Annotated in this window: 26 protein-coding genes; 10 read left to right on the top strand and 16 right to left on the bottom strand. The window is 58.4% G+C overall.

The genetic code is table 11. The features are described from left to right. Positions 1 to 118 precede the first annotated feature (118 nt). Both AC6IY8_RS16200 and AC6IY8_RS16195 read right to left on the bottom strand, forming a co-directional pair. A complete protein-coding gene (locus AC6IY8_RS16200) occupies positions 119 to 2,935 on the bottom strand; it encodes an ATP-dependent helicase (protein ID WP_497775604.1) in 2,817 nt (938 codons plus the stop codon). A 119-nt stretch (positions 2,936 to 3,054) separates the two neighbouring features. Further along, complete coding sequence (locus AC6IY8_RS16195) at positions 3,055 to 3,468, bottom strand: gamma-butyrobetaine hydroxylase family protein (RefSeq protein WP_497775602.1); 414 nt, start codon at positions 3,466 to 3,468, stop codon at positions 3,055 to 3,057. Positions 3,469 to 3,535: 67 nt separating this feature from the next. On the opposite strand from AC6IY8_RS16195, the gene AC6IY8_RS16190 reads away from it, so the two are divergent. From AC6IY8_RS16190 to AC6IY8_RS16180, 3 genes are all read left to right on the top strand, one after another. Beyond that, a complete protein-coding gene (locus AC6IY8_RS16190; protein WP_497775601.1) occupies positions 3,536 to 3,913 on the top strand; it encodes a hypothetical protein in 378 nt (125 codons plus the stop codon). Between the two features lie 208 nt (positions 3,914 to 4,121). Then, positions 4,122 to 4,316 (top strand): 50S ribosomal protein L28, encoded by a 195-nt coding sequence (rpmB, locus tag AC6IY8_RS16185; protein WP_497775600.1) that lies wholly within the window; start codon positions 4,122 to 4,124, stop codon positions 4,314 to 4,316. A 139-nt stretch (positions 4,317 to 4,455) separates the two neighbouring features. Beyond that, a complete protein-coding gene (locus tag AC6IY8_RS16180; RefSeq protein ID WP_497775599.1) occupies positions 4,456 to 5,832 on the top strand; it encodes an MATE family efflux transporter in 1,377 nt (458 codons plus the stop codon). A 53-nt stretch (positions 5,833 to 5,885) separates the two neighbouring features. Here the strand turns inward: AC6IY8_RS16180 and AC6IY8_RS16175 are convergent, their stop codons facing one another. The 4 genes from AC6IY8_RS16175 to AC6IY8_RS16160 form a co-directional block, all read right to left on the bottom strand. Further along, the gene (locus tag AC6IY8_RS16175) at positions 5,886 to 6,473 is read right to left on the bottom strand and encodes a hypothetical protein (RefSeq protein ID WP_497775598.1); all 588 of its coding nucleotides are present in this window, start codon (positions 6,471 to 6,473) and stop codon (positions 5,886 to 5,888) included. Positions 6,474 to 6,549: 76 nt separating this feature from the next. Continuing rightward, entirely contained in the window at positions 6,550 to 6,930 is a 381-nt protein-coding gene (locus AC6IY8_RS16170; protein ID WP_497775595.1) for a RidA family protein, read from the bottom strand. A 64-nt stretch (positions 6,931 to 6,994) separates the two neighbouring features. Further along, on the bottom strand, positions 6,995 to 7,459 hold the full coding sequence (locus AC6IY8_RS16165) for a hypothetical protein (protein ID WP_497775594.1): 465 nt from the start codon (positions 7,457 to 7,459) through the stop codon (positions 6,995 to 6,997). A gap of 7 nt (positions 7,460 to 7,466) precedes the next feature. Next, positions 7,467 to 9,680, bottom strand: coding sequence for a RelA/SpoT family protein (locus AC6IY8_RS16160; RefSeq protein ID WP_497775592.1), 2,214 nt, complete (start codon positions 9,678 to 9,680; stop codon positions 7,467 to 7,469). Between the two features lie 114 nt (positions 9,681 to 9,794). Between AC6IY8_RS16160 and AC6IY8_RS16155 the strand changes: the two genes are divergently transcribed. The 3 genes from AC6IY8_RS16155 (at position 9,795) to AC6IY8_RS16145 (ending at position 11,845) form a co-directional block, all read left to right on the top strand. After that, positions 9,795 to 10,703, top strand: a complete 909-nt coding sequence (locus AC6IY8_RS16155) for a TIGR01777 family oxidoreductase (protein ID WP_497775590.1) — start codon at positions 9,795 to 9,797, stop codon at positions 10,701 to 10,703. 76 nt (positions 10,704 to 10,779) lie between these two features. After that, positions 10,780 to 11,304 (top strand): MerR family transcriptional regulator, encoded by a 525-nt coding sequence (locus AC6IY8_RS16150; RefSeq protein ID WP_497775588.1) that lies wholly within the window; start codon positions 10,780 to 10,782, stop codon positions 11,302 to 11,304. Between the two features lie 13 nt (positions 11,305 to 11,317). Continuing rightward, a complete protein-coding gene (locus AC6IY8_RS16145; protein ID WP_497775586.1) occupies positions 11,318 to 11,845 on the top strand; it encodes a hypothetical protein in 528 nt (175 codons plus the stop codon). A 20-nt stretch (positions 11,846 to 11,865) separates the two neighbouring features. Here the strand turns inward: AC6IY8_RS16145 and ybaK are convergent, their stop codons facing one another. Further along, complete coding sequence (gene ybaK, locus AC6IY8_RS16140; protein ID WP_497775585.1) at positions 11,866 to 12,345, bottom strand: Cys-tRNA(Pro) deacylase; 480 nt, start codon at positions 12,343 to 12,345, stop codon at positions 11,866 to 11,868. Positions 12,346 to 12,474: 129 nt separating this feature from the next. On the opposite strand from ybaK, the gene AC6IY8_RS16135 reads away from it, so the two are divergent. After that, entirely contained in the window at positions 12,475 to 12,924 is a 450-nt protein-coding gene (locus tag AC6IY8_RS16135; protein ID WP_497775584.1) for a PA2169 family four-helix-bundle protein, read from the top strand. A 68-nt stretch (positions 12,925 to 12,992) separates the two neighbouring features. Here AC6IY8_RS16135 and AC6IY8_RS16130 read toward each other — a convergent pair whose 3' ends face one another. The 3 genes from AC6IY8_RS16130 to gltX form a co-directional block, all read right to left on the bottom strand. Then, positions 12,993 to 13,958: an SPFH domain-containing protein gene (locus tag AC6IY8_RS16130; protein WP_497775583.1), complete on the bottom strand. Its 966-nt coding sequence runs from the start codon at positions 13,956 to 13,958 to the stop codon at positions 12,993 to 12,995. Next, positions 13,955 to 14,143, bottom strand: a complete 189-nt coding sequence (locus AC6IY8_RS16125) for a hypothetical protein (protein ID WP_497775582.1) — start codon at positions 14,141 to 14,143, stop codon at positions 13,955 to 13,957. Before AC6IY8_RS16125 ends, AC6IY8_RS16130 begins: the two co-directional genes overlap by 4 nt. Before the next feature lie 118 nt (positions 14,144 to 14,261). Then, positions 14,262 to 15,779, bottom strand: a complete 1,518-nt coding sequence (gene gltX / locus AC6IY8_RS16120) for a glutamate--tRNA ligase (protein ID WP_497775581.1) — start codon at positions 15,777 to 15,779, stop codon at positions 14,262 to 14,264. 124 nt (positions 15,780 to 15,903) lie between these two features. Here gltX and AC6IY8_RS16115 point away from each other — a divergent pair, with 124 nt between their 5' ends. Then, complete coding sequence (locus tag AC6IY8_RS16115) at positions 15,904 to 16,515, top strand: DJ-1/PfpI family protein (RefSeq protein WP_497775580.1); 612 nt, start codon at positions 15,904 to 15,906, stop codon at positions 16,513 to 16,515. Between the two features lie 10 nt (positions 16,516 to 16,525). Here AC6IY8_RS16115 and AC6IY8_RS16110 read toward each other — a convergent pair whose 3' ends face one another. The 6 genes from AC6IY8_RS16110 to AC6IY8_RS16085 are packed head-to-tail and all read right to left on the bottom strand — an operon-like array spanning position 16,526 to position 21,172. Continuing rightward, the gene (locus AC6IY8_RS16110; RefSeq protein ID WP_497775579.1) at positions 16,526 to 17,059 is read right to left on the bottom strand and encodes a protein-disulfide reductase DsbD domain-containing protein; all 534 of its coding nucleotides are present in this window, start codon (positions 17,057 to 17,059) and stop codon (positions 16,526 to 16,528) included. A 42-nt stretch (positions 17,060 to 17,101) separates the two neighbouring features. Further along, on the bottom strand, positions 17,102 to 17,647 hold the full coding sequence (locus tag AC6IY8_RS16105; protein ID WP_497775577.1) for a TlpA family protein disulfide reductase: 546 nt from the start codon (positions 17,645 to 17,647) through the stop codon (positions 17,102 to 17,104). 53 nt (positions 17,648 to 17,700) lie between these two features. Then, complete coding sequence (locus AC6IY8_RS16100) at positions 17,701 to 18,423, bottom strand: cytochrome c biogenesis CcdA family protein (protein WP_497775576.1); 723 nt, start codon at positions 18,421 to 18,423, stop codon at positions 17,701 to 17,703. Positions 18,424 to 18,473: 50 nt separating this feature from the next. After that, complete coding sequence (locus AC6IY8_RS16095) at positions 18,474 to 18,893, bottom strand: thiol-disulfide oxidoreductase DCC family protein (protein ID WP_497775574.1); 420 nt, start codon at positions 18,891 to 18,893, stop codon at positions 18,474 to 18,476. A gap of 36 nt (positions 18,894 to 18,929) precedes the next feature. Continuing rightward, positions 18,930 to 20,513 carry an acyl-CoA carboxylase subunit beta gene (locus tag AC6IY8_RS16090; protein WP_497775573.1) on the bottom strand — a complete coding sequence of 528 codons (1,584 nt, stop codon included), beginning with the start codon at positions 20,511 to 20,513 and terminating at the stop codon, positions 18,930 to 18,932. A gap of 41 nt (positions 20,514 to 20,554) precedes the next feature. Beyond that, positions 20,555 to 21,172: a hypothetical protein gene (locus AC6IY8_RS16085; RefSeq protein WP_497775572.1), complete on the bottom strand. Its 618-nt coding sequence runs from the start codon at positions 21,170 to 21,172 to the stop codon at positions 20,555 to 20,557. Between the two features lie 100 nt (positions 21,173 to 21,272). Here AC6IY8_RS16085 and AC6IY8_RS16080 point away from each other — a divergent pair, with 100 nt between their 5' ends. Both AC6IY8_RS16080 and AC6IY8_RS16075 read left to right on the top strand, forming a co-directional pair. After that, positions 21,273 to 22,031: a metallophosphoesterase family protein gene (locus AC6IY8_RS16080; protein ID WP_497775570.1), complete on the top strand. Its 759-nt coding sequence runs from the start codon at positions 21,273 to 21,275 to the stop codon at positions 22,029 to 22,031. A gap of 45 nt (positions 22,032 to 22,076) precedes the next feature. Beyond that, entirely contained in the window at positions 22,077 to 22,703 is a 627-nt protein-coding gene (locus AC6IY8_RS16075; RefSeq protein WP_497775568.1) for a ribonuclease HI family protein, read from the top strand. The last annotated feature ends 24 nt before the right edge of the window (positions 22,704 to 22,727 follow it).

Below are 22,727 nucleotides of genomic sequence, written 5' to 3'. Positions count from 1 at the left end.
GTTTCCTTTGCTGAATAAGTCTGCGCGTTTGGCGCGATGTGCCGTGAACGGCTCAAATCTCTGAAGCTACGATCGACCCGCATTGACTGACTGCGGAGCACCAGCCTTCGTTGCTTCCTTAAGCTTTGACGAGCTGGGCGTACTTCTCGACTAGCTTTTTAATACCGAAACTATGAAATTGTACCGTAATCTTCGCTTGATCCCCATCCCCTTCGCGATGAAACACCACTCCCTCGCCATATTTAGGGTGGCGCACACGGTCTCCCTTGCGCAATCCACGACTTCCGGCAGGCGCTTCCAGATTCATCTCGGGGCGGCTGAACTTCTTCCCGCGTGAGGCAAAAAACTCGGCGATGTTGTCGATCGAGTTGTAAGTATTGCCGCCGTATGTCGTACGCGGAGCACTCTTCTGGCGTGAACGTGAACCCCACGCCGCCGACTGATCCTCGTTCTCGTAATCGTAATGCGAGTCTGCGTAGGAGGTGGCTCCGTACTCGTTGAAGCGCGGCGTAGATCCCTTGACCTTGCCCGGTGAGCCTACGTCCTCAAGCAACTCGATGGGAATCTCCTCGAGAAAACGCGACGAGGTGGAAGGCTCGGGTGTGTCGGTCCCATAGCGGCGTCGATAATGCGCGCGGCTCAGGATGAGCGTGTCCATTGCGCGGGTCATGCCGACGTAACAGAGACGTCGCTCTTCTTCGATCTCCGTCGGCGACAGCAACGTGCGCGAGTGCGGGAACAACCCCTCTTCCATGCCAACCAGGAACACCAAGGGGAACTCAAGGCCCTTGGCGGCGTGCAGGGTCATCAGCGTGATCTGCTGTGCCTCGTCGAACTGATCCACATCGCTGACCAGAGCGGCATGGTCGAGGAAGTCTCCAATGGTCTCGCCGCGGTCACGCGAATCCATGGCTGCGTTCACCAGTTCGCGAATGTTTTCAATGCGTGCCTGCGCATCCGGAGAATCCTCGGCCTCAAGAAGCTGGATGTAGCGCGTGCGATCGATGAGGAACTTGAGCAACTCGGCGGTTGAAACTTTCTGCTTAGGCTCGGACACCTCTTCGGCATCCGTTGAGGCTTCCGCCACGGCCTCGTCGGCAGCATCCGGCGTGAAATCGGTAGCATCCGAGGCGAATTCATCTGGATTGAAGGCTGTTTCGTCACCTTCCGATTCACCGCCAAAGCTGCTGGGATCGAAGCTGGCATCCGAATCCACGGAAGCTTCACCGCCCGCCTCAGGCGCAACATCGCCATCGCCGAAGTCGAACCCATGCTGCGCACCGATTTCTGTTTCTTCGGGCGGTTGCGGCGGGCGAGCCTGTCCGCCGAAGGGAGCTATCGCTGGCGCACCAAAGGGCGACAGAGGCGGAGCGCCGAACGGAGAGACGGATTTCCCACGAACCGGTGAAACACGCGCGGGTAAGGCAGGAGCCGTCACCTCAGCTTTTGCGGGCTCAGCCTTGGCCGTTTCCTCCATGCGCTCGATGAACTCGCCCGTGACCACTGCCCGCGCATCGCGAATAAGGTCGCGGAAGCCAGCCAGCGCCGAGCAGGCACGGGCGGGAAGCAGTCGGTTGTCAACGACGTGCTGGAGAGCGGTCCACAGCGATGAACCGGTTTCGAGCGCCACTCGCTCGACGGTCTCCATCGTAGTGCGTCCAATGCCTCGCACCGGCGTATTGATGACCCGCATGAGCGCGACGGAGTCATCGGGGTTCAGAATGAGCTTGAGATAGGAGATCATGTCCTTGATCTCCGCTCGCTCGTAGAAGCTGAAGCCTCCGACAACGTTGTAATTCAGGTTGTAGCGGCGCAGCGCCTCTTCCATCAGTCGCGATTGTGAGTTGGTGCGATAGAGAATCGCGGCCTTGTTTTCGTTGCCGTCGCGGGCGCGCTCGCGCTGCCACTTGGAGATGAAATCGGCGGCAAACAGCGCCTCGTTCTCGCCATCCGGCGCGTCGTAGAATCCGATCTTGCTGCCGCCTTCGCGCGCCGTCCACAGATTCTTGCCCTTGCGCTGCGTGTTGTGAGCCACGACGGCCGACGCCCCTTGCAGAATGGGCTGCGTCGAGCGGTAGTTCTGTTCGAGGCGAATGATCTTGGCTTCAGGAAAATTCTTCTCGAAATCGAGAATGTTGTTGATGTCCGCCCCACGCCACGAGTAGATCGACTGATCCTCATCGCCTACGCAGCAAATGTTGTGATGCCCACCAGCTAGGGCCACCATGATCTCGTACTGCGGACGGTTCGTGTCCTGATACTCATCAACCAGCATGTACTGATAGCGGCGCTGATACTTCTCGCGCGTGGCCTGGTCGGCCTTGAGCAGCCGCACGCTCTCGAGCAGCAGATCGTCGAAGTCGAGCGCATTGGCCTTTGCAAGCTCGTCTTTGTAAATCTTGTAGATGTGCGCAATGCGCTCCATCTTGGGATCGGCAGCGTTGAGATACACCTCCTGCGGATCCTGCATGTGGTTCTTGGCATGCGAGATGAAGCCGAGTACGGCGCGCGGCGTGAGCTTCTTGTCGTCGATGCCCAACCGCTTGATCGCCGATTTCACGACCTGCTGCTGGTCGCCTTCGTCATAAATCACAAAGTCTCGCGTGAAACCCTTGCCGTTGATCTGCAGCGCCTGAATATCGCGGCGCAACATGCGCACGCAGAACGAGTGAAACGTACTGATGGTCGGCTTGGCCAGCGAGTGCTGCCCGATCAGCTTATTGACGCGCTCAGCCATCTCGGCGGCGGCTTTATTAGTAAACGTAACGGCCAGAATGCGGTCGGCAGGCACGTTTTCGTGCTGGACCAGGTAGGCGATGCGATAGGTAATAACGCGAGTTTTGCCCGAACCGGCTCCGGCCAAAATAAGCACCGGGCCACGCACGGTTTCGACCGCTTCACGCTGCTGCGGATTGAGCTTAGCTAGAAAATCCATGAAAAATGTGACCGGAAGGGTCTAGTTAAAGAGTATCAGGTTTGGAAAAGGTGGAATCTGGCGCGAGATGCTTTACAAGCTCTCACGAAGTCACCGCCACAATCGGAATTTGGCGAGCCCTACTGCACCTTTGGCGGATGATTCTCGATGTCGTACTGCAGCCCATCGCTTGAGTGGCGCGAGGCTTTGCATTGATCGCAGGGGCACCATTCGCGCAGGTAATCCCACGAATAGATGCCGTGCTGGTGGCCGTCGTTCCAACTGAAACGGATGGCGTAGTTGCCAGCCTGGGCGACTTCGGTGGGGCGAAGCTGCGGCTTGAACATTTGCAGTGGGCCGGTCGATTCGGCAGGAGCGGGCTGGCCGGGTTCGCGATGCGATTTCTCGCGCTCCTCAATGCACAGCGCGCATGGGCAGGCATCGCGCAGATAGGTGAACGTGTAGGTGCTCTGGTGTCCGTCTTTCCAGACGATTTCCATCGTGGTGCCGCTGGTCTTGTGGACCTTGATCGATGCCGGCTGAACTAGGCTCATAGGGGCTAGTGTAATCTATGGGCGCAAGTGTGGAGTCTCTCGACTTTGATCGCCCGGAGCCCGGCCGATGCTGGTTTGGATCAAGCTGCTGCACACCCTGGTCTGGCTGTTTTTCGTCGCCTGCATCGCCGGAATTCCGGTTGCGGCCATGCGTCGGCGCTTTGGCTGGGCGGCAGCCCTGAGCGCGCTGGTGTTGCTGGAGTGCCTGGTGCTGGCCGTCAATGGCGGACACTGTCCGCTGACCGATGTGGCCGCGCGCTACACAGCCGAGCGGGCAGACAACTTCGACATTTATTTACCCGTGTGGCTGGCGCGGTGGAACAAGGTTATCTTTGGCGCGCTGTGGATTGCCGGAGAGTTCTATGCGGCGGCTCGATGGCGGAGCGAGCGAAACGCGAGGCAGCAAGGAGTTCAACTACCCCACTCAAGTCAAAAGAGGGCTTAAATGGCCACTCGAGCTTTGCCCGGGTTGCTGAAATCCACAGGCTCGGGTAGAATTTGAAGGTTGGCGTCCAGCCTCTTTTGTTCATTTCAGGTTCCGCGCGTTTCTTTCCTTTGGGTTGCACTATGAGTGACACCCAGTGTTGCTCCGGTCTCAGTGGCCCAGTGCAGCGGTCGAAGCCCAAGCGGTTCCAAACATTTTGGAGTTAGTCATGGCTCAGGTTTGTTCAGTCTGCGGCAAAGGTCCGCAGTTCGGCAATAACGTTTCGCACGCAAACAACAAGACTCGTCGTCGCTGGAACGTTAACCTGCATCCGGTGAAGGCGAAGGTCGCGGGCACGTCGAACACGAAGAAGGTTCGCGTGTGCTCGGGATGCCTGCGCAGCGGCAAAGTCACCAAAGGTTAATCGCAGCATCACGCCGCTCGCGCTTGAACCAATGGCGCGAGGCGGAAGTAGTGTAGGCCTCCGCCGCCGCGGAGGCCTTTTGCTGTGTGTCTGAATCCTTAATCCTCTAGCATTCGCAACATCCTGGCTCGCAACATCAATGATCCGCTTTCACCAAATTCGCCGCGAGATGCCGCAACTGCTGCGGTTGGCCGTGCCCATTGTCATGGGCGAGGTCGGCTGGATGTCCATGCAGTTCGTGGATATCGCAATGATCGGTCGCGTGGGGCCGACGGCTCTGGCGGCGGTGAGCGTGGGCTCGGCCGTGTTCCTGGTCTTCGCCATTGTGTGCGAAGGCATGCTGCTCGGCACCGACTCCATCATCTCGCAACATTTTGGAGCAGGACGGATCGAGGAGTGCTTCCGGACGTTGTGGGCCGGGGCGCAACTCGCGCTGCCTCTAGGACTCGTGTGCGCGCTGATGGTGGCCGCCAGCGGTGGCCTGCTCCCGCCCATGGGCATCTCGCCGGAAATCGTGCGTCAGGCAGTCCCCTTCCTCTATGCCATGGCTTGCGGTCTCCCGGCACTGATGGGCTTCGTCGCCATGCGTGTGTTCCTGCAGGGAACGCACCGGGTGAAGGTCGTCGCCTTAGCCATGGTGTCGGCCAACCTTATCAACTTCGCGGGAAACTACGTGCTCATCTACGGGCACCTCGGTTTTCCTGTGCTCGGCGCAACTGGCTCGGGAATCTCCACCACGCTGTCGCGCTACTACATGCTTTGCGTGCTGCTGGCGTACATGAGTTGGCGCAACCGCCGCGAGCACTGGCATCTGCTGCAGTATGCCGGGCAGTGGTACTTCGATCGCATCCGCAACATCGTGCGCCTGGGTGCTCCGGCAGCAACGCAGATTGCCCTGGAAGTTGGGATCTTCTCTGCCAGCACGCTCGTGGCGGGCAGGCTGGGAGCGGTCGCCGTCTCAGGACACCAGATTGCGCTGGTAATGGCCTCACTCACCTTCATGGTGCCGCTCGGAGTGGCGCAGGCGACCTCCGTTCGCGTGGGCAACGCCATCGGCCGTCGTGATGCCGAGGCGGCCAACGTCAGCGGATGGACCGGAGTAGCCCTGAGCGCAAGCTTCATGACCTGCTCTGCCCTGACACTGTGGACAATTCCCTCGCCCATCGTGCACATCTTCACAAACGACCCGCAGATCGTGAGCGTCGGCGTTTCTCTGCTGGCGATTGCGGCAGTGTTTCAGTTTTTCGATGGCGTGCAGGTGACGGCCATCGGTGCGCTGCGCGGATCGGGCAACACTCGCATAGCGATGATCACCGATCTGGTCGGCTGGTGGCTTATTGGCCTGCCTCTGGGATGGTGGCTGTGTTTCGGGCAAGGCTGGGGCGTGCGCGGAATCTGGATTGGGCTCAGTGCGGGGCTGATCAGCATTGGGTGCGTGCTGGCCGTTGCATGGCGGCGCCGGGTCGAGTGGCTCAGGCGCGAGTTGGCCGCGGCACCGGTCGAGAAGGCAGTCTAAACCCCCGCCCACTCACTCCGAATCAAACATCCGATCCGAATTACGTCTGAGGATCAGTTGCTCTCCTTGTGTTCGCTGGGAAGATCAACCAGAACCAGGCCAAACTTCGTGCCGTCCGACTGCTTTTCGATGCCTACAATTCGCTGGTGAAGCTTGCTTCCAGCCTTCAGTTCGACTTCGCCCTTGCTAGCGTCGTCGTTCACCGAAATCTGATTGTCAACGTCGCCGCAGGTCAGGCCATCGCTGGTCTTTGTCGGTTTGCCGATGGCGAGCTTGCCCTTGCACTCGATGACTTCACCATAATGCGCAAGCTCCTTACGGTAAAAGGTGAGAACCTTTTCGGACGAGTCCGACGTGTGATAGCTGACGGCTTTCACGCGCAGGCGATAGGAGCCCACGCTCATGTCAATGTCGGCCGCAGACTTGTCACTGTCCTTCTTGAGCAGCGTCGCCCCGGGATAGATCGGAAGGCCGATACTGGCGACCACCTTCGATTCGTCAGTCTTCACCTTTACGCCCCCAATGGGAGTTTCGACGCGTACGTCTTCTTTGCCTTTGGCACTATTGGTCTGCACCGTGCAACCGGTGGACACCATGACCGCAGCAATCATTGCCAGTGGAATCATCTTCGCGAGCATCATTCCGCCTCCCAATGCTGCTTGAGATACGCGTACCCTGCGATAAAAGTTCCACTGGCGCGATGAGCGCGTGGCCGGGTTACTCAGCCAAGGCGACAACGTCGATTTCGACGCGCACATCCTTCGGCAGGCGGGCCACTTCGACGGTGGAGCGAGCCGGTGCGTTCTGGGGAAAGAAACGCTGGTAAACCTCGTTCATGGCCGCAAACTCACCCATGTCCTTGAGAAAAACGCCGGTGCGAACCACTCGCTGGAGCGAACTGCCGGCCGCAGTCAGAATGGCGTCGAGATTCCTGAGCACACGTTCTGTCTGCTGAGCAACGCCGCCTTCAACAATCTGCTGGGTTGCGGGATCGACGGGAATCTGGCCGCTGACGAAAATGAAACCGTTGGCGCGGATAGCCTGCGAATATGGGCCGATAGCTTGCGGGGCATTCTGTGTTGCGATCACTTCGCGCATTTCGTTCTCCATAAAGTTGGAAGGAACATTCTAGCGCGCTGAAGCGGCGATCCGCGAAAAGCAGCTACGGCTTAATGGGCCGCAGCAGGAACAGGTAGGCGATAGCGATGGCGTACATCGTGAGTGCGATGGGCATGGCGGCACCTAGCAATTGCAATGCAAATCCGATCAGTCCGACCGCGGCACAGAGCGACAACATCACGAGCGTGTAGCGGCTCCATCGATTGACGGCTGCGTTGTCGCGCGGATTGCGGCGAATATCGCTAAGCGCCGGCAGCACCATCGAGTTGCGGACGGTAAACACAAAGGCCAGCAACGAAGTAGAGAGAATGATCGGCCAGAAAGCCCGGTTGCGCAGCATGTCCACCGAGGCGCGAAAAACAGTAAACCCGAGGACGGCACAGGCCAATAGCAATCCAACGAGCGCACGTTGGGTGCGCAGTAGCGTCATGTAAGCCGCGTCCACGGCCTCGCTGCGCACGGGCGCAGTCACAGGTTGGGTCGCGATTCGTTTCGAGTAGTGGGACATGCGGCGATCAGTTGTTCAGTTTCTGGACGCGCTCAACATCGCGCACGCCGGGGATGCGGCGAATTCCGGTAATGATGCGGTTGAGGTGGTTGACATCGCGAGTCTCAAAGATGATGTCAATCGTCGCGTACGGTCCGCCAGTCTTGGCCTCAATGTGGCGGATGTTCGCATCCTCGCCGCTGATAATTGCCGAAACCTGTGTGATCATGCCGGGGCGGTCATCGCTTGCTACTACCAGTTTCACTGGATACGCCGGTTGCGCGCCTGCAATGCGCGGCTCCTTGTGAGACCACTCCACCGCAAGTCGGCGCTCAGGTTCGTACATCAGGTTCTGTACGTTGGAGCAGTTCTTGCTGTGCACGGCCACGCCTTTGCCGCGTGTGACGTAGCCAACGATCTCTTCGCCACGAATCGGGTTACAACATCGCGCACGATACACGAGCAGGTCGTCCGTACCTCGCACAGTTAGCGCGGCGCTGTCGGAGCCGAACGCACGCTTGACGGCCGAGGCGAGCCCCTGCTGTTCTTCGCCGGGCTGCAGGTTGCTGCCGGGGAGGATCTTCGCAAGCACCGACCGCGCTGAATACTTGCCATAGCCGATGCCGGCCATCAGGTCGTCAACCTTGGTGACGCCGTAGTCGGAGGCAGCTTTCAAAAACTCAGCGTCCTTGATTTCCTTAAGTGCGATGCGGTATTTGCGCGCTTCTTTTTCGATCAGCTTGCGACCGATTTCTATCGCACGCTCGCGCTGGTGAATATTGAGCCAGTGCTTGATCTTCTGGCGTGCACGTGAGCTCTTGACGATGGCCAGCCAGTCGCGGCTGGGATTGTGCCCGGCCTGCGTCATGATCTCCACGATGTCGCCCGAGTGCAGGGTGGAGCGCAGCGGCACAATGCGCCCGTTGACCTTCGCACCCACGCAGGAATGCCCGACCTCGGTGTGTACCGTATAGGCAAAATCGATAGGCGTAGCGTCGCGCGGGAGGATCACCACCTTGCCCTTGGGCGTAAAGGTGTACACCTCTTCCGGATACAGGTCGATCTTCAGCGTCGAGAGGAATTCGCTCGGATCGGCCATCTCGGTCTGCCACTCCACAACCTGCCGCAGCCATGCCAGGCGCTGCTCGTCGCGAGCGGAGATCGGGCCGTCCTTGTACTTCCAGTGCGCCGCGATGCCTTCCTCGGCCATCTTGTGCATCTCTTCCGTGCGGATCTGCACCTCGTAGGGATGGCCGTCTTCGGCGATCACCGTCGTGTGCAGCGACTGGTAGAGATTGGGTCGCGGCATTGCAATGAAGTCCTTGATGCGCCCTGGGACTGGCCGCCACGCATTGTGGATGATGCCGAGCACCGCGTAGCAATCATTGACCGAGTAGGTGATCACACGCAGGGCCATCAGGTCGTACATCTGGTCGGGCGCGATCTTCTGCTTCACAACCTTCTGGTAGATCGAGTACATGCGCTTGATGCGCGAGTCCACCCGAACGACGTTGATCTTTGCCTCGTGGAGCTTGAGGCGAATGGTTTCGCCCATGCGAGCGAGTGCCTGCTCGCCATTCTTGCGAAGCGCCTCCACCTGCTCGGAAACCATCTTGAAACCGAGCGGATCAACATAGGGGAACGCGAGATCCTCAAGCTCGCCTCGAACCTTGCCCATTCCGAGGCGGTGCGCGAGAGGCGCATAGATTTCCAGGGTTTCCTTGGCAATCTTCACCTGCCGCTCGGGCGAGAGATGCTGGAGCGTACGCATGTTGTGCAGGCGGTCGGCCAACTTGATGAGCACGACGCGGATGTCGTCCACCATGGCCAGCATCATCTTGCGAACGTTTTCGGCCTGTGCCTCTTCGCGCGAGGCAAAATCAATCTTGCTGATTTTGGTCACGCCCTCGACGATGTGGGCCACTTGATCGCCGAACTGCTCCTGGATTTCTTCCGTCGTAACCGTCGTGTCTTCGACCGAGTCGTGCAGCAGACCGGCAGCAATGGCCGTCGTGTCGAGCTTCATTTCGGCCAGCAGAATGGCCACTTCGAGCGGATGCACCACATAGGGCTCGCCGGAGGCGCGCAATTGACCGCTGTGATGCTGGAGGGAGAATTCGTAGGCACGGCGGATGATCTCAAGATCGTCGCTGGGCCGGTTGGCGCGCGCAATCTTCAGCAGGTCGCGATATCTTGTCGCGGTTAGAACGTTAGTTGCGATCTGCTCGCGAATGCTCGCCATGTCTGATTTTAGCTTGTAACCCCTTAGTAGCGCCAAAGTGCGCGATCTTGAAGCTGCTCCTGTTGCATCGGATGCTCTAGGCAAGCAGAATGATTCGAAGGAGCCCGTAAACTCATGAAAGTGCTTATCAGTGGGGCCACAGGACTGATCGGACGCAGCGTCTCAGCTCTGCTGGAAGCGAAACAACACAAGGTCCGCCGCCTGGTGCGCGATCAAACAAAAGCCCAGCGCGGCGACGTCGTCTGGAATCCCGCCGCCGAACTCGATCCGGCATCGGTTGCCGAATTCGACCTGATCATCCATCTTGCGGGAAAACCGGTCGCAACCGTGTGGACCGAGCAGTCCAAGAACGAAATCCGCAGCAGCCGGGTGGAAGGCACCGCGCATCTCGCGGCTGCCGTGGCCGAGTCGTTTCAGCAGAACGGACGCCCTCATGCGCTCATCAGCAGTTCCGCCAGTGGATACTACGGCAGCCGGGGTGACGATCAACTCGTAGAGGAGAGCGAACCGGGGCTGGGCTTTCTGGCCGAAGTTTGCCGCGAGTGGGAGCAGGCAGCGCATCCGGCAGCCATGGCGGGCGTCCGCGTGGCTCACATGCGCACCGCGATTGTGCTCGATACCAAAGGCGGAGCATTGGCGCAGATGCTTCCCGCGTTTCGCTGGGGAGTGGCTGGCGTGCTGGGCACCGGACTCCAGTGGTGGAGCTGGATCAGCCTGCGCGACACGGCGGCAGCATATCTGTTTGCCGTCGAGAACGAGCAGGTGCATGGCGCATGCAATCTAGCCGCTCCGGGCGCGGTGACCAACGCAGAGTTCACCCGCACCTTGGGGCGTGTACTGCACCGGCCGACACTGCTGCGAGTACCGGCCTTCGCGCTGCGGGCCATCGCAGGCGAGATGGCCGAGGAGATGGTGCTCGCCAGCCAGCGGGTCGTCCCAAAACGATTGCTGGAGGCAGGATTCAGGTTTGAAGATCCTGAACTTGAACCTGCGCTGCGCAATCTGCTGAATCACGCGGCGTAACAATCGAGTGCTGATGCAAACGCAAGAATTCTGTTGACCTGTCTAAAGCTGAAGGGTTGAGAGTGGAGGTGCTGCGATGCTAACGGTCTCCCAACTCGGCAAACTCTGCGGACTGAGCCGCACGACCGTGCTGTATTACGAGTCGCTCGGACTGCTGCGGCCAGCCAACCGCACCGACGCCAACTACCGCCGGTACAGCACAGAACAACTGAACCGCCTGCGAACCATCTGCGCCTATCGAAGCGCAGGCCTGCGGTTGAGCGACATCCAGCAGATTCTCGACGAGCCTTCCAACGCTGCTACCGAGGTGCTGAAGCGAAGGCTGATCGAACTGGGCGAGGAGATCGAAACGCTTCGCGGACATCAGATCGCCATTTCCCGGCTATTACAGGCCGAGGATGGCACATGGAGAACTACCGCGATGACCAAAGATAAATGGGTTGCAATTCTGCACTCTGCCGGGTTCAGCGAAGAAGACATGCGGCGCTGGCACATGCAGTTTGAACAGCAGGCCGCCGACGAGCACCAGAAATTCCTCGAATACCTGCAGATCGCGCCCGAGGAGATCACGCGCATCCGGCAGTGGAGCCGCAAGGCTTAGCGGGGAGGTGGCGATGATACGTTTCGCCATGATCGCAACCGCCATGTTGCTGACCACGATGCTGTGCGCACAATCAAACGACGCAGGGAACTCCGTAGCGCGTGTGCGCAACAGCTTCGCGGTGATAGTGAAAGCCTCCTACGCGGACACTGCGACTCTCTTCAGTCCAGTGGGTGAGCGTGCCTGGGCGGGCGACGAGTGGAACCCGCAGTTCCTCTACCCACGACCTGAGCAGGACGTCGAAAGCGCGGTGTTCACCGTCCGTCATGGAGAACGCCAGAGCACGTGGGTGAACTCGCTGCGTGATGTTGAAGGGCGACATTTCCAGTACGTGTACTTCGTTCCCGACACGATGGTCACGGTGATCGACGTTCACTTCACACCGGTGGACGCCAGCACAACCAAAGCGGATGTGACCTACACGCGAACAGCGCTATCGCCCGGCGCCAACGATCATGTGCGGCAACTCGGAGAGCGGGACCGCAACAACGGCTCGGAGTGGCAGCAGAGGATTGATCGCTATCTCAAGACGCGGAAGTGATGCCTCTCAGTGTTTCTGCTCTACTGCTTCTCGCGCGAAATATCACCAACCGTCGCGCCCGTCGCACGCAGGTAGTCAGCGGGCGCGATGATGATCTGCAATCCGCGATGTCCGGCTGAAACGCTGATTGTGTCCCAAAGCTCAATGGTCTCGTCTGCAAATACCGTGTAGTCCTTTTTCATGCCAAGCGCGGTCACGCCGCCGCGAATGTATCCCGTGACACTCTGCACTTCCTTCAACGGAATCATCTCAACCCTGCGGTCGCCTGTGAGCTGCGCCAGAGCCTTAAAGTCGAGTTCGTAATTTCCAGGGATAACCGCGACAGCTACTCCATTGCGATCGCCGCGAACAGCTAGCGTTTTGAATACCTGCTCGGCAGGAAACCCAACCTTGGCGGCCACATTTTCAGCCGATAGATCGTCAGGATCGACTTCATATTCGCGCAGCTCGTAGTGAATGCCAAGGGAGTCCAAGATGCGGCAGGCATTGGTCTTACTCATGCCAATTATTGAACCACAAATCAAGTCTGCCGGAATCGAGCACTGGCGTAGCAAACCTCGCAACAGAGGCGACATCCCATGGTTGGAACAGAACGCGAGATTCACCAAAGAAAGGGATGAGACCGCACAATGGCCAAAAACACAATTGACGTTCTGGAAACTCTGATTGAGACCTGCCGAGATGGGCAGGAGGGATATCGTGATGCCGCAGAGCATTGCAAAAGCGCAGAGCTGAAAGACTTCTTCAACCGGCAATCACTCGAGCGTGCGCAATTCTCGGGAGAGCTGGAGAACTGTGTACAGCGGCTCGGAGAAAAAGATCCCGACCGCAGCCCCAGCATCTCCAACCGTTTGCATCGCGCTTGGTTTTCTCTCAAGGAGAAGCTCGGAGGCGGTGATGCAACCATCCTTGAATCGGTAGAATCCGGCGAGGACAACGCAAAGAAGCATTTCCAGGACGCACTCAACGCGGGACTGCCCGGAGATATCCGCTCCATCGTCGAGCGCCAGTGCCAGAGTGTGATTGCCGCGCATGACCGCGTACGCAACTGGCGTGATCAGTTCAAACGAGCAGCGTAAGCCGTCAGCACAAACAAGAAAGCGTCGCGCGTGGTGCGCGGCGCTTTTCCTTGTGCTCCAGGCGTGATTTACGGTTTCGGCATCTGCAGCATAATGCCGCCTTGTCCTGCCTCGACCGTCGGAAGCTGACCGTTCCAGCGATCAATTAACGCGCGCTGATTTTCGAGTCGCCGCAACTCAAGCAACTGCGCCGTCAGCGAGCTCTGGCGAATATGGTTGGCATCGGCTTCACCCTGCGCGCGCAGCACCTGCGACTTAGCATCGCCTTCGGCTTCGGCGATCTTCTTCGCCGCTTCGGCCTGTGTCGTGGCCAGCTCATTCTTCGCGCGCTCTGCTTCCTGAATGGCCTGTGCCTTCGCCGTGATTGAGTTCGCGATGACAGTGGGCACACGCGGCGCACCGATAAAGCCGAACTGCTGCACACTCACTCCGACCGGCGCGACCTTGCTTTCGATCATCAGCTCAACTTTCTTCAGGAACTCGCCTTTCTTTTCGCCGTAGATGTCTTCGACCGAATACGTCGAGGCGACTTCATTCAGAGAGTTGCGCACGATGTCACGCAGAATTCCGTGTGTGAAGTTCTCAAGGTTATTGATGCGGTACTTCACATAGAACTCGGGCACCTTGCCCGGCTCAATTGCATACGACAGCGAGACGTCCGAGAAGATCTCCATCCCTTCCTTCGAGTTAAAGCCCATCTCCTCGTTCACCGCGCGCCCCTCATTGGGATTGCGCGTCCACTTCACCGTCTGCACGTAAGTCGGGAACTGGAGCACCTGGCTTTTGAGCGGACTATAAAACACCCATCCGGTGCGGATCGGAATGTCGGACGCGCCGCGCTGACTTCCTGCGAGGTTGATCTCGATACCTTCGTGTCCAGCATCAATACGCGTGACGCTCACAATGTTGGTGAGAATCACCCACCCAATGATGAGCACAACCGCGACCACCACCAGGCGAAGGACTTTGCCTCCGGAGATGCGGTTCAGAATATTCGTTTCGCTGTCTTGATAGTTGCCCTTGAGAATTGTCATCGCAGCTTGCTCCAGAGAACGTGTAGGGCCGTGGGGACGGCGAGCACCAATCCCAGTACCATGGCGATTCCGCCCGCGAGCAACCTATCGCTGGGCTGGTTCATGAGGTGGAAGGCTTCGGTCAGCAGCCCCAATGCAATCAGCAGGAGGGCTGCAGTAAACACACTTCGAAATAACGTGCTCATCGTTTGTGAACCGTTGTTCAGTGTGGAAAGTATGAGGCTGAGTAGATGGAATGTAAAGCAAAACGGGCGGGAGAAACAGGCGGACGCGCCGACAAAAAGCCGCGCATCCGCCGTGGGTTTACCGATTTGCGGCCAGTTGCCGGAACGCGTGTACGCGCTGCTTAACGCTCGGCACGGGTTTTGGAAGAGGCAGTTTCGCGCCCTCCTCCATCAGCGGCACAATCTTGTCGAACTCCGGTCCTGACTGTGCTCCGGTAAGCATGATGCGGATGGGATGAAACAGCGCCGGACCTTTCACGCCCGCTTCCTTCTGCACTTCCTTGATGATCGCCTTGAATCTATCGGCTGCGATGGGTTCCGCCTCGGCATCGATCTTAGCCGTGAACGCCTCCAATACTTTCGGCGTCGTTTCAGACCCGAGAATAGCGGCGTTCTCCGCGTTGGCTTTGGCTGCCGCAGCATCGAAATGCAGAACGGCCGAAGCTCGCTCGGGAAGTTCATCCAGCTTGTTCACCGAATGCGCAAATGACGCCGTAATGCGCGCGAGCCATGCCTTGACCTCCGGCGTCAGTTCCTCGATGCCGAGAGCGCGCTTATAGAAAGGCTCAGCCAGCGCGGCAATGCGCTCCGGTGCAGCCTGCTTCACATAATGACGATTTAGCCAATACAGCTTTTCAAAATCGAACACGGCAGGCGATGGTGTAACCCGCGTGAGATCGAACTCCTGCACAAGTTCATTCGGCGAGAAGATTTCGCGATCGCCTCCCGTGGGAGCCCAGCCGAGCAGCGCCATATAGTTCATCAGCGCTTCTGGGAGCACGCCCATCTCACGGAAGTTTGCCAGCGATGTCGCGCCGTGACGTTTCGAGAGCCGCTCCTTATCGGGGCCGAGAATCGTCGATAGATGCGCGAATTCCGGCACCTCCCAACCGAGGGCTTCGTAGAGTGCAACCTGCTTCGGTGTGTTCGACAGATGATCGTCGCCGCGAATGACGTGGGTGATCTTCATTTCCGCGTCATCAATCACCACGACGTAGTTGTACACGGGTACACCCGTGGAACGGAGGATGATGGGGTCGCTGACTACTTCATTCGAGAACTCCACCCAGCCGCGCACAATGTCGTGGAAGCGAATCGGCTTCTCGGGAATCTTCAAGCGGATGGCGCAGGGCTCTCCAGCGGCGCGGCGCCGTTCGGACTCTTCCGGTGACAGGTTGCGGCAGGTGCCTGGATAGTTGGGCTGCAGGTGTTGAGCCATGGCCTGCTCGCGCTGGCGCTCAAGCTCCTCCTGCGTGCAGAAACAGCGATACGCCTTGCCTTCGCTCACCAGGCGTTCAGCATAATCGCGATAGGTTTGCCACTTGTCGCTCTGGCGATAGGGAGGATAAGGCCCGCCGACATCCGGCCCTTCGTCCCAATCGAGGCCAAGCCATTTGATGTCCTCGATGAGCTGCGTTTCATAGCGCGCTTCGCTGCGATCGAGATCCGTATCCTCGATGCGCAGGATAAACGTGCCGCCCTGCTGGCGAGCAAAGAGCCAATTGAAGAGTGCGGTTCGCGCGTTGCCGACGTGGACCTGACCGGTGGGAGACGGAGCAAAGCGAACTCGCACTTTGCCTGAGTTTTCGGACGCCATGAAGACGATGTTAGCAGAGGCGAGCAGTTCGGGAATGTGACAGGCGAGGGCCGGACCCTGTGCTGTGCGTGCAAGCTGAAACAGAGCTAAGCTATCTACGTCATTTTGAACCAGGAGTTTCGCTATGGCGAAGAAGATTCTGATGCTCGTAGGAGACTATGTTGAAGACTACGAAGTAATGGTCCCGTTCCAGGCATTACAGATGGTGGGGCATACCGTTCATGCAGTGTGTCCGGGAAAGAAGTCCGGAGACATTGTGCGCACCGCTATCCACGACTTTGAGGGCGACCAGACCTACAGCGAAAAACGTGGACATAATTTCGTCGTCAACGCGGATTTCGCGAAGACGAAGGCCGAAGACTACGACGCACTGGTGATCCCCGGCGGGCGCGCGCCTGAATATCTGCGGCTCAATCCCCAGGTGCTCGAAGTCGTGCAACACTTCGCTTCTGCGTCGAAACCCATTGCCGCCATCTGCCACGGCCCGCAGATCCTTGCCGCGGCCGGAGTGCTCAACGGCAGAGCTTGCAGTTGTTATCCCGCCGTGGGACCGGACGTTTCAGCCGCGGGCGGCACCTATGCCGACATACAGGTGGACGACGTCATGGTGGATGGGAACCTTGTGACGGCTCCAGCGTGGCCGGCACACCCAGCCTGGCTTGCAGCTTTCCTTAAAGTGCTAGGGACGCGAATCGAGTTTGGCGAGCGGCAGCCGACGATGGCCCACGTTCGCTAGCGCCTCGGCACTAGCGAACGTGGGGGCTGGCGGGAGTGAAGGTGGATTTCTTCGTCGGCGCCTTCACTACTTTGATGTCGAACTCGAGCGGCACTGACTTCGGCGGGAAGCACTGGCGGTTGTCGCAGGCCTGGTACTTCACTTCGCCGTGGATGCGATACGTCCCCGGCGCAAAGTTGGCGGGCACACGCGCCTCGGCATTCACGGCGAAGCTGCCCGAGTACACGCTGAGCTTTTCGCTGCCCATAAACGGCAGTGAGAGCTGCTCTCCCGCGGGGTATTGAATGTTCATAATCATAATGCCGTCAGGCGGGTTGAAATGAACCACCGTGGGCAGCAACAACTCATCGTTCGGCTTATTGGAGTTAACGTGGAATCCGCGATTGACCTGCAGTGGAACGCGCATCGCAGTTTTGTGTCCGCGCGTGACCACAACTGTATCGATGGGGAGCACGGCGACAACCGGTGATGAGCCTTGCGCCAGCGCAGCGGCGGCACAGAACAATATAGAGAGCGACAGAACTACACGCGATAAGAGCTTCATAGCTGAAGCTACAGTTTACCAGCACTCAGTTCTATGCAAAGCTCAGGAGCGTGGGTGGGTAGCGATCGCGCGCTTCACGTTCTGCTCAATCTCGTCGCGTCCCGGCTGGCCAAACACGCGATCCATTACAACTCCATTGCGGTCGATGTAGAACGTGGTAGGCAGGTAATCGATGCCGCCATACTGCTGCGCAACCGCTTCCTTGCCCAGCAAAACCGGGTAGTTAATGGCATTTTCAGTGGCGAACTTCTGCACTTCCTTCTGGTCCGCATCGTCGTCCATCGATACGCCAACCACCTGCAATCCCTGCGCGCCATATCGCTTCTGGAGATCGACAAACCAGGGGATCTCCTGCTTGCACGGCGGGCACCATGTCGCCCAGAAGTTGAGCACCACGGCCTTCCCCCGCAGGTCGCTCAGCTTAACGTTGTGTCCCTGAAGATCGGTAAGCACAAAATCAGGAGCGCTCTTTCCCTTGGCAACCACATTGTTGCGAGCCGGAGCAAAGCTTCCGCGGAAGCGGGCCATCGCCAGCAATCCCGCGATAACTACGACCATGACTGCGAAGAGGATGATCCTGCGCTTCACAAATTCTCCATGCTACCCGCGAACGTTAATCCGCACACACTAATACAGATGACCTACAAAGAGAAGCGATTCAGGAAGCCCAGATAGCCCGACAGCATCGTGAAGCGGCCCAGCGCAATCAGCAATCCAAAAACAATCAGCAGCGCTCCGCTCAACACCTCGACCGCATGCAGATGCCGCCGGAAACGGGCATAGAACCCGAGAAAGCGATTCACACCGAGCGATGTCAGCAGGAACGGTACTGCCAATCCTGCGGAATACACCGCCAGCAGAACGATCCCCTTCATAACCGTATCCTGAGAGCCCGCCAGTAGAAGAATTCCGGCCAGAATCGGTCCAATGCAGGGCGTCCATCCAAAGGCAAAGGCAAAACCAATCAGGAACGAGCCGAGTGGGCTCGAACCGCCTTTAACGCTGTGCAGCCGCTTGTCCGAGTAAAGCGCGTTGATCTTGAAAATGCCCGTCAGGTGCAGCCCGAAGATGATAATGACCACTCCGGCAAAAACTGCCAGGGGACGATGATACTGCTGCGTGAGCTGTCCGACGCTGGTGGCCACCGCGCCCAGTGAAATGAAGACCACGCTGAAGCCAAGGATGAAGCACAGCGAATTCAGCATCACCGTGCGCAACAGCTTGCGATCAGCTTCCTGCAACGTTTCGACACTCGCTCCCGAAATAAGGGACACATATCCGGGAACCAATGGAAGGACGCATGGCGAAAGAAATGAAAGCACTCCGGCAAGAAACGCCGCTATGGGTAGAGGAAGGCTGTGCATACATCTATGATTTTACACGCGCAGCCTCTCGGAACCGGAACTCACGACGCTTAGGCCACCGCCTCGGTTTCCGACTCCAGAAACCGACTCTGCTGCGCAGGCGTCAGCAACAGGCATTTTCGAGGGCTTCCGAACACGCGCTTGCGAATGCGGGCAAACGTTCGATATGCCGCGTTGAGCAATCGCCGAGGGAGTAAACGCGCCAGTGAAGCGAGCCCCGCATAGATCCCTCCGAGGTAAGCCGCAGTACGAATCACTGCCTCGAATTCGATATGAGCGCTGTCGTTTTCGATCCACAACAGCGACTCCACCTGCTCGAGCTTGAATTTGCGGCGCAGGCTGAGGCCAAGCGGAGAATCACGACGAACGAACAGCAGATCGGAGCGGCGCTCGTGAGCAAGGACAAACTGCACGCCGCGATTGCAGAACGCGCAGTCTCCGTCGAATACAAGCAAGGGCGCTGAGTGCATGGTCGTTAGATGCTCTTCGACCCAACCTCGAAAAAGCTACAGGGGAATGTTGCCGTGCTTCTTCGCAGGATTCTTGTCGCGCTTTCCGTCCAGCATCTCCAAGGCCTGAATGATCTTCTTGCGTGTATCACGCGGACGAATCACGGCATCGATGTAGCCCCGTTCGGCGGCGATATAAGGATTCGCAAACCGCTCGCGGAATTCTTCGATCTTCTCGTCGCGCACCTTGCTGAACGCAGCCTCGCCCACGAGGCCATCCACGCCTTCTTTGGCTGCGCGGTCGAGTTCGCGGCGATATACGATGTTCACGGCTCCAGCCGGTCCCATCACCGCGATTTCAGCCGTTGGCCACGCATAGTTCACGTCACCGCGAATGTGCTTGGAACTCATAACGCAGTACGCTCCGCCGTATGCCTTGCGGGTAATGACCGTGACCTTCGGCACCGTTGCTTCCGCAAAGGCATAGAGCAGCTTCGCGCCATGCATAATGATCGCGCCATGCTCCTGCTGAACACCCGGCAGGAAGCCCGGCACATCCTCAAACGTCACCAGCGGAATGTTGAAGCAGTCGCAGAAGCGCACAAATCGCGCCGCCTTGATCGAACTCGAAATATCGAGCACGCCAGCAAGACAATTGGGCTGGTTCGCCACGATGCCGACCGAGCGTCCATTAAACCGCGCAAAGCCGATGACAATGTTCTTGGCAAAGTGCTCCTGCACCTCGAAGAAGTATTCTTCATCGACGACGCTGTGGATGATCTCCTTGATGTCGTACGGCAGATTGCTCTCGGCAGGCACAACGGTGTCGAGCTTTTCATCCGTGCGATCGACCGGATCGTTCGTCGACTTGCGCGGAGGCTCTTCGAGATTGTTCGAGGGCATGAAGCTGAGCAGCTCGCGAATCATCGACAGGCACTCGGCGTCATCGTGCGCCAGGAAGTGCGCCACGCCGGACTTTGTGTTGTGCGTCGTTGCCCCGCCCAGATCATCTTTGCTGACTTCCTCATGCGTCACCGCCTTGATGACCTCCGGCCCCGTGATGAACATGTAGGCTGTCTTCTCAACCATGAGGATGAAGTCGGTCATCGCCGGAGAGTACACCGCACCGCCCGCACACGGGCCCATAATGGCCGAGATCTGTGGAACGACTCCCGACGAGAGAACGTTGCGCAAAAAGATGTCCGCGTATCCGGCCAGCGATCGCACACCTTCCTGAATGCGTGCCCCACCCGAATCGTTAAGTCCAATGACCGGCGCGCCGACACGCGCTGCCTGGTCCATGATCTTCACGATCTTCGCCGCGTTCGTCTCTGAAAGAGAGCCGCCGAAGACAGTGAAGTCCTGGGCAAACACAAACACCAGCCGCCCTTCGATTCGTCCGTAGCCGGTGACGAAACCGTCACCAAGCACGACCTGCTCGCCCATTCCGAACTCGGTTGTGCGGTGGGTGACGAACTTGTCTGTCTCTTCAAACGTGCCTTCGTCGAGCAGGAACTCGATACGCTCGCGGGCCGTCATCTTGCCAAGCTTGTGTTCGCGCGCGCGCCGCTCGGCACCACCGCCGGCTTCGGCTAGTTCATCGCGCTCTTTTAGTTTTGCCAGTTTCTGCTCGATATTCATGACCGGGCATTATAGCCAGAGAATACCTGGCGCCGACAGCATTACTTTTCCGATGGCATTTTGAACAGCGTTTCGTCGCCTTCCATCCCCTCGGCGCGCCAGCGCCAGCGCCGCCCATTCCAGAAGAGCAGTGCGTGTAGCGTCGTGCGATCCACTGCCTCAATCGCCTGCAGGTGCTTCTTCTTGAGTCGCAGGCTGACCAAGCTCAGCCGCTCGAAAGGCGTATTTATGAGAACAAACTTCGAAATCTGCTTGGTCTTTGGTTTCGCATCCGAACCCAATCGCCATCCCAAGACAATCAGGATGCAACGCGAGGATCCATCAAAGTGCAGTCCAAACTGCGAGGTGATGCGTGGATCTCCTGTGCCGTAATATGCGTCGTAGGGGTCCTCTACCTTGAATCGAAACTCCTCTTGCGAAAGCAAAGGTGTGTTGCTGGTGCCCACCAGCACGATATCTTCGTTGCCATCCCCATCAAGGTCGCCGAACATAGGCGGCACCTTAGGATCGACCTTGAAACTCGTCCCGAACTGGTTGCCGACGTAAGCTGCTGGATCAGGCAAGGGCGAAGCAGCAGATGCCGCCTGACCAACGGAAATAGCGGCAGACAGCAGGAACGCAAACAGAATCAGGAACACCGATTGTGAGCGGGAAGGCATAGCCATACTCTACCCATTCCAGTCAGAATTGCCACTCAGAATTCCACATCGAATGAATTCTGACTCGCCAAGACGAGCAGCCCGTCTATAATGTCGCGTCGTGCGGATACTACTGCTGAGCGACATTCACGGGAACCTTGAGGCCCTCGAAGCCTGCCTTGATGCGGCTCCAGAGTACGATCGCGTCGTCAATCTCGGCGATGTCGTGGGTTATGGTGCGAGCCCAAACCAGGTGATCAGCGCTGTCCGCACCATGGATGCCGTGAGCATTCGCGGCAATCATGACCGCTCCTGCTGCGGACTGGAGGACATCTCCAACTTCAATCCTGTCGCCGCCAGTGCGGTAAATTGGACCCGAAACGAGTTGAGCGAGGCCAACATCCAATGGCTGCGCGCGCTCCCCAGCGGCCCCCTGCACGACGCCGATCTTAACGGCGTGCGTTATGTGCATGGCTCCCCGCTTGAAGAAGACGATTACATCGCTTCACCCTTTACCGCCGCCGATGTCCTTGCGAACTCTCCCTTCCACCTGACCTTCTTCGGACACACTCATGTGCAGTGCGCATATGCCAAGCTGACGGGCATGACAGAATTGCTTACGCTGGAACGCGTCAATGGCTCAGGACGGACCCAGGTCTCTCGCATCCAACTCGACGTCACGCGCAATTACCTTGTGAATCCCGGCTCAGTTGGGCAACCGCGTGACCGCGACCGGCGTGCCGCTTTTGCGCTGTATGATAGCGATCTCCACGAAGTGCATTTCTACCGCGTTGCATACGAAATCGCCCGTGCCCAGGAGCGTATCCTGCAAGCCGGCTTGCCACAGATGCTTGCGCTTCGCCTCGACGAAGGCAGATAGAACAAGCCCGCGTTTGCAGTTTTCCTCAACAGGATAGCTATCCCCTTGCGTTACACTCGCGCTATGGCATATGGACTTTTCGATACCCCGGACGCTGCTCCCGCGTCCGGCAGCAAAGTGATGGTGGCCCACATCGATGGCGGCTCGCGCGGCAACCCCGGACCTGCCGGGTATGGTGCTTTCATTACCGATAGCGAAGGGAAGCGTGTTGCGGAACTCAGCGATTTCCTCGGCGTGCAGACCAACAACTTCGCTGAATACTCCGGACTGATCGCGGCACTCGAATACGCAGTCGAGCACGGCTACGGAACCGTGAAAGTGATCAGCGACTCCGAGTTGCTGGTCAAGCAGATCAAGGGTCAGTACAAGGTCCGCAGTGAAGCCTTGCTCGCCATCTACAACGAAGCCCGCTCGCTCATCCGCAAACTTGATCGATTTGAAATCCGCCACGTCCTGCGCCATCTCAACAAAGACGCCGACCGTCTGGCCAACGAGGCGATGGATCGCGGAATGGGACGCAAGACACTCGACCGCGCAGATGCCTACGCCAAGCCTCCAGTCGAGCGCGACGCCATCAAGGAGCTTCGAGGCTTTGTGCGCGACGGAGTTGTCGAGTTCACCGGCGAGAAGTTTCCCGACGGCGTCTTTGTCATCGTGCGCCGCGCCCGGTAGACACTGTTCTTTAATAACAAGCGC

It is taken from the genome of Koromonas soli, assembly GCF_059726265.1.
This window is presented reverse-complemented; position numbering and strand designations above follow the sequence as displayed.

Bases quoted from the DNA above. Each gene is read 5' to 3' on its own strand.
- AC6IY8_RS16100 (WP_497775576.1), bottom strand. From the start codon at position 18,423: ATGCACAGCCTTCCTCTACCCATAGCGGCGTTTCTTGCCGGAGTGCTT.
- AC6IY8_RS16195 (WP_497775602.1), bottom strand. From the start codon at position 3,468: ATGAGCCTAGTTCAGCCGGCATCGATCAAGGTCCACAAGACCAGCGGC.
- AC6IY8_RS16200 (WP_497775604.1), bottom strand. From the start codon at position 2,935: ATGGATTTTCTAGCTAAGCTCAATCCGCAGCAGCGTGAAGCGGTCGAA.
- AC6IY8_RS16150 (WP_497775588.1), top strand. From the start codon at position 10,780: ATGCTAACGGTCTCCCAACTCGGCAAACTCTGCGGACTGAGCCGCACG.
- rpmB (WP_497775600.1), top strand. From the start codon at position 4,122: ATGGCTCAGGTTTGTTCAGTCTGCGGCAAAGGTCCGCAGTTCGGCAAT.
- AC6IY8_RS16165 (WP_497775594.1), bottom strand. From the start codon at position 7,459: ATGTCCCACTACTCGAAACGAATCGCGACCCAACCTGTGACTGCGCCC.
- AC6IY8_RS16180 (WP_497775599.1), top strand. From the start codon at position 4,456: ATGATCCGCTTTCACCAAATTCGCCGCGAGATGCCGCAACTGCTGCGG.
- AC6IY8_RS16145 (WP_497775586.1), top strand. From the start codon at position 11,318: ATGATACGTTTCGCCATGATCGCAACCGCCATGTTGCTGACCACGATG.
- AC6IY8_RS16175 (WP_497775598.1), bottom strand. From the start codon at position 6,473: ATGATGCTCGCGAAGATGATTCCACTGGCAATGATTGCTGCGGTCATG.
- AC6IY8_RS16155 (WP_497775590.1), top strand. From the start codon at position 9,795: ATGAAAGTGCTTATCAGTGGGGCCACAGGACTGATCGGACGCAGCGTC.
- AC6IY8_RS16125 (WP_497775582.1), bottom strand. From the start codon at position 14,143: ATGAGCACGTTATTTCGAAGTGTGTTTACTGCAGCCCTCCTGCTGATT.
- AC6IY8_RS16130 (WP_497775583.1), bottom strand. From the start codon at position 13,958: ATGACAATTCTCAAGGGCAACTATCAAGACAGCGAAACGAATATTCTG.
- AC6IY8_RS16135 (WP_497775584.1), top strand. From the start codon at position 12,475: ATGGCCAAAAACACAATTGACGTTCTGGAAACTCTGATTGAGACCTGC.
- AC6IY8_RS16095 (WP_497775574.1), bottom strand. From the start codon at position 18,893: ATGCACTCAGCGCCCTTGCTTGTATTCGACGGAGACTGCGCGTTCTGC.
- AC6IY8_RS16160 (WP_497775592.1), bottom strand. From the start codon at position 9,680: ATGGCGAGCATTCGCGAGCAGATCGCAACTAACGTTCTAACCGCGACA.
- AC6IY8_RS16085 (WP_497775572.1), bottom strand. From the start codon at position 21,172: ATGCCTTCCCGCTCACAATCGGTGTTCCTGATTCTGTTTGCGTTCCTG.
- AC6IY8_RS16090 (WP_497775573.1), bottom strand. From the start codon at position 20,513: ATGAATATCGAGCAGAAACTGGCAAAACTAAAAGAGCGCGATGAACTA.
- AC6IY8_RS16110 (WP_497775579.1), bottom strand. From the start codon at position 17,059: ATGAAGCTCTTATCGCGTGTAGTTCTGTCGCTCTCTATATTGTTCTGT.
- ybaK (WP_497775585.1), bottom strand. From the start codon at position 12,345: ATGAGTAAGACCAATGCCTGCCGCATCTTGGACTCCCTTGGCATTCAC.
- AC6IY8_RS16115 (WP_497775580.1), top strand. From the start codon at position 15,904: ATGGCGAAGAAGATTCTGATGCTCGTAGGAGACTATGTTGAAGACTAC.
- gltX (WP_497775581.1), bottom strand. From the start codon at position 15,779: ATGGCGTCCGAAAACTCAGGCAAAGTGCGAGTTCGCTTTGCTCCGTCT.
- AC6IY8_RS16190 (WP_497775601.1), top strand. From the start codon at position 3,536: ATGCTGGTTTGGATCAAGCTGCTGCACACCCTGGTCTGGCTGTTTTTC.
- AC6IY8_RS16170 (WP_497775595.1), bottom strand. From the start codon at position 6,930: ATGCGCGAAGTGATCGCAACACAGAATGCCCCGCAAGCTATCGGCCCA.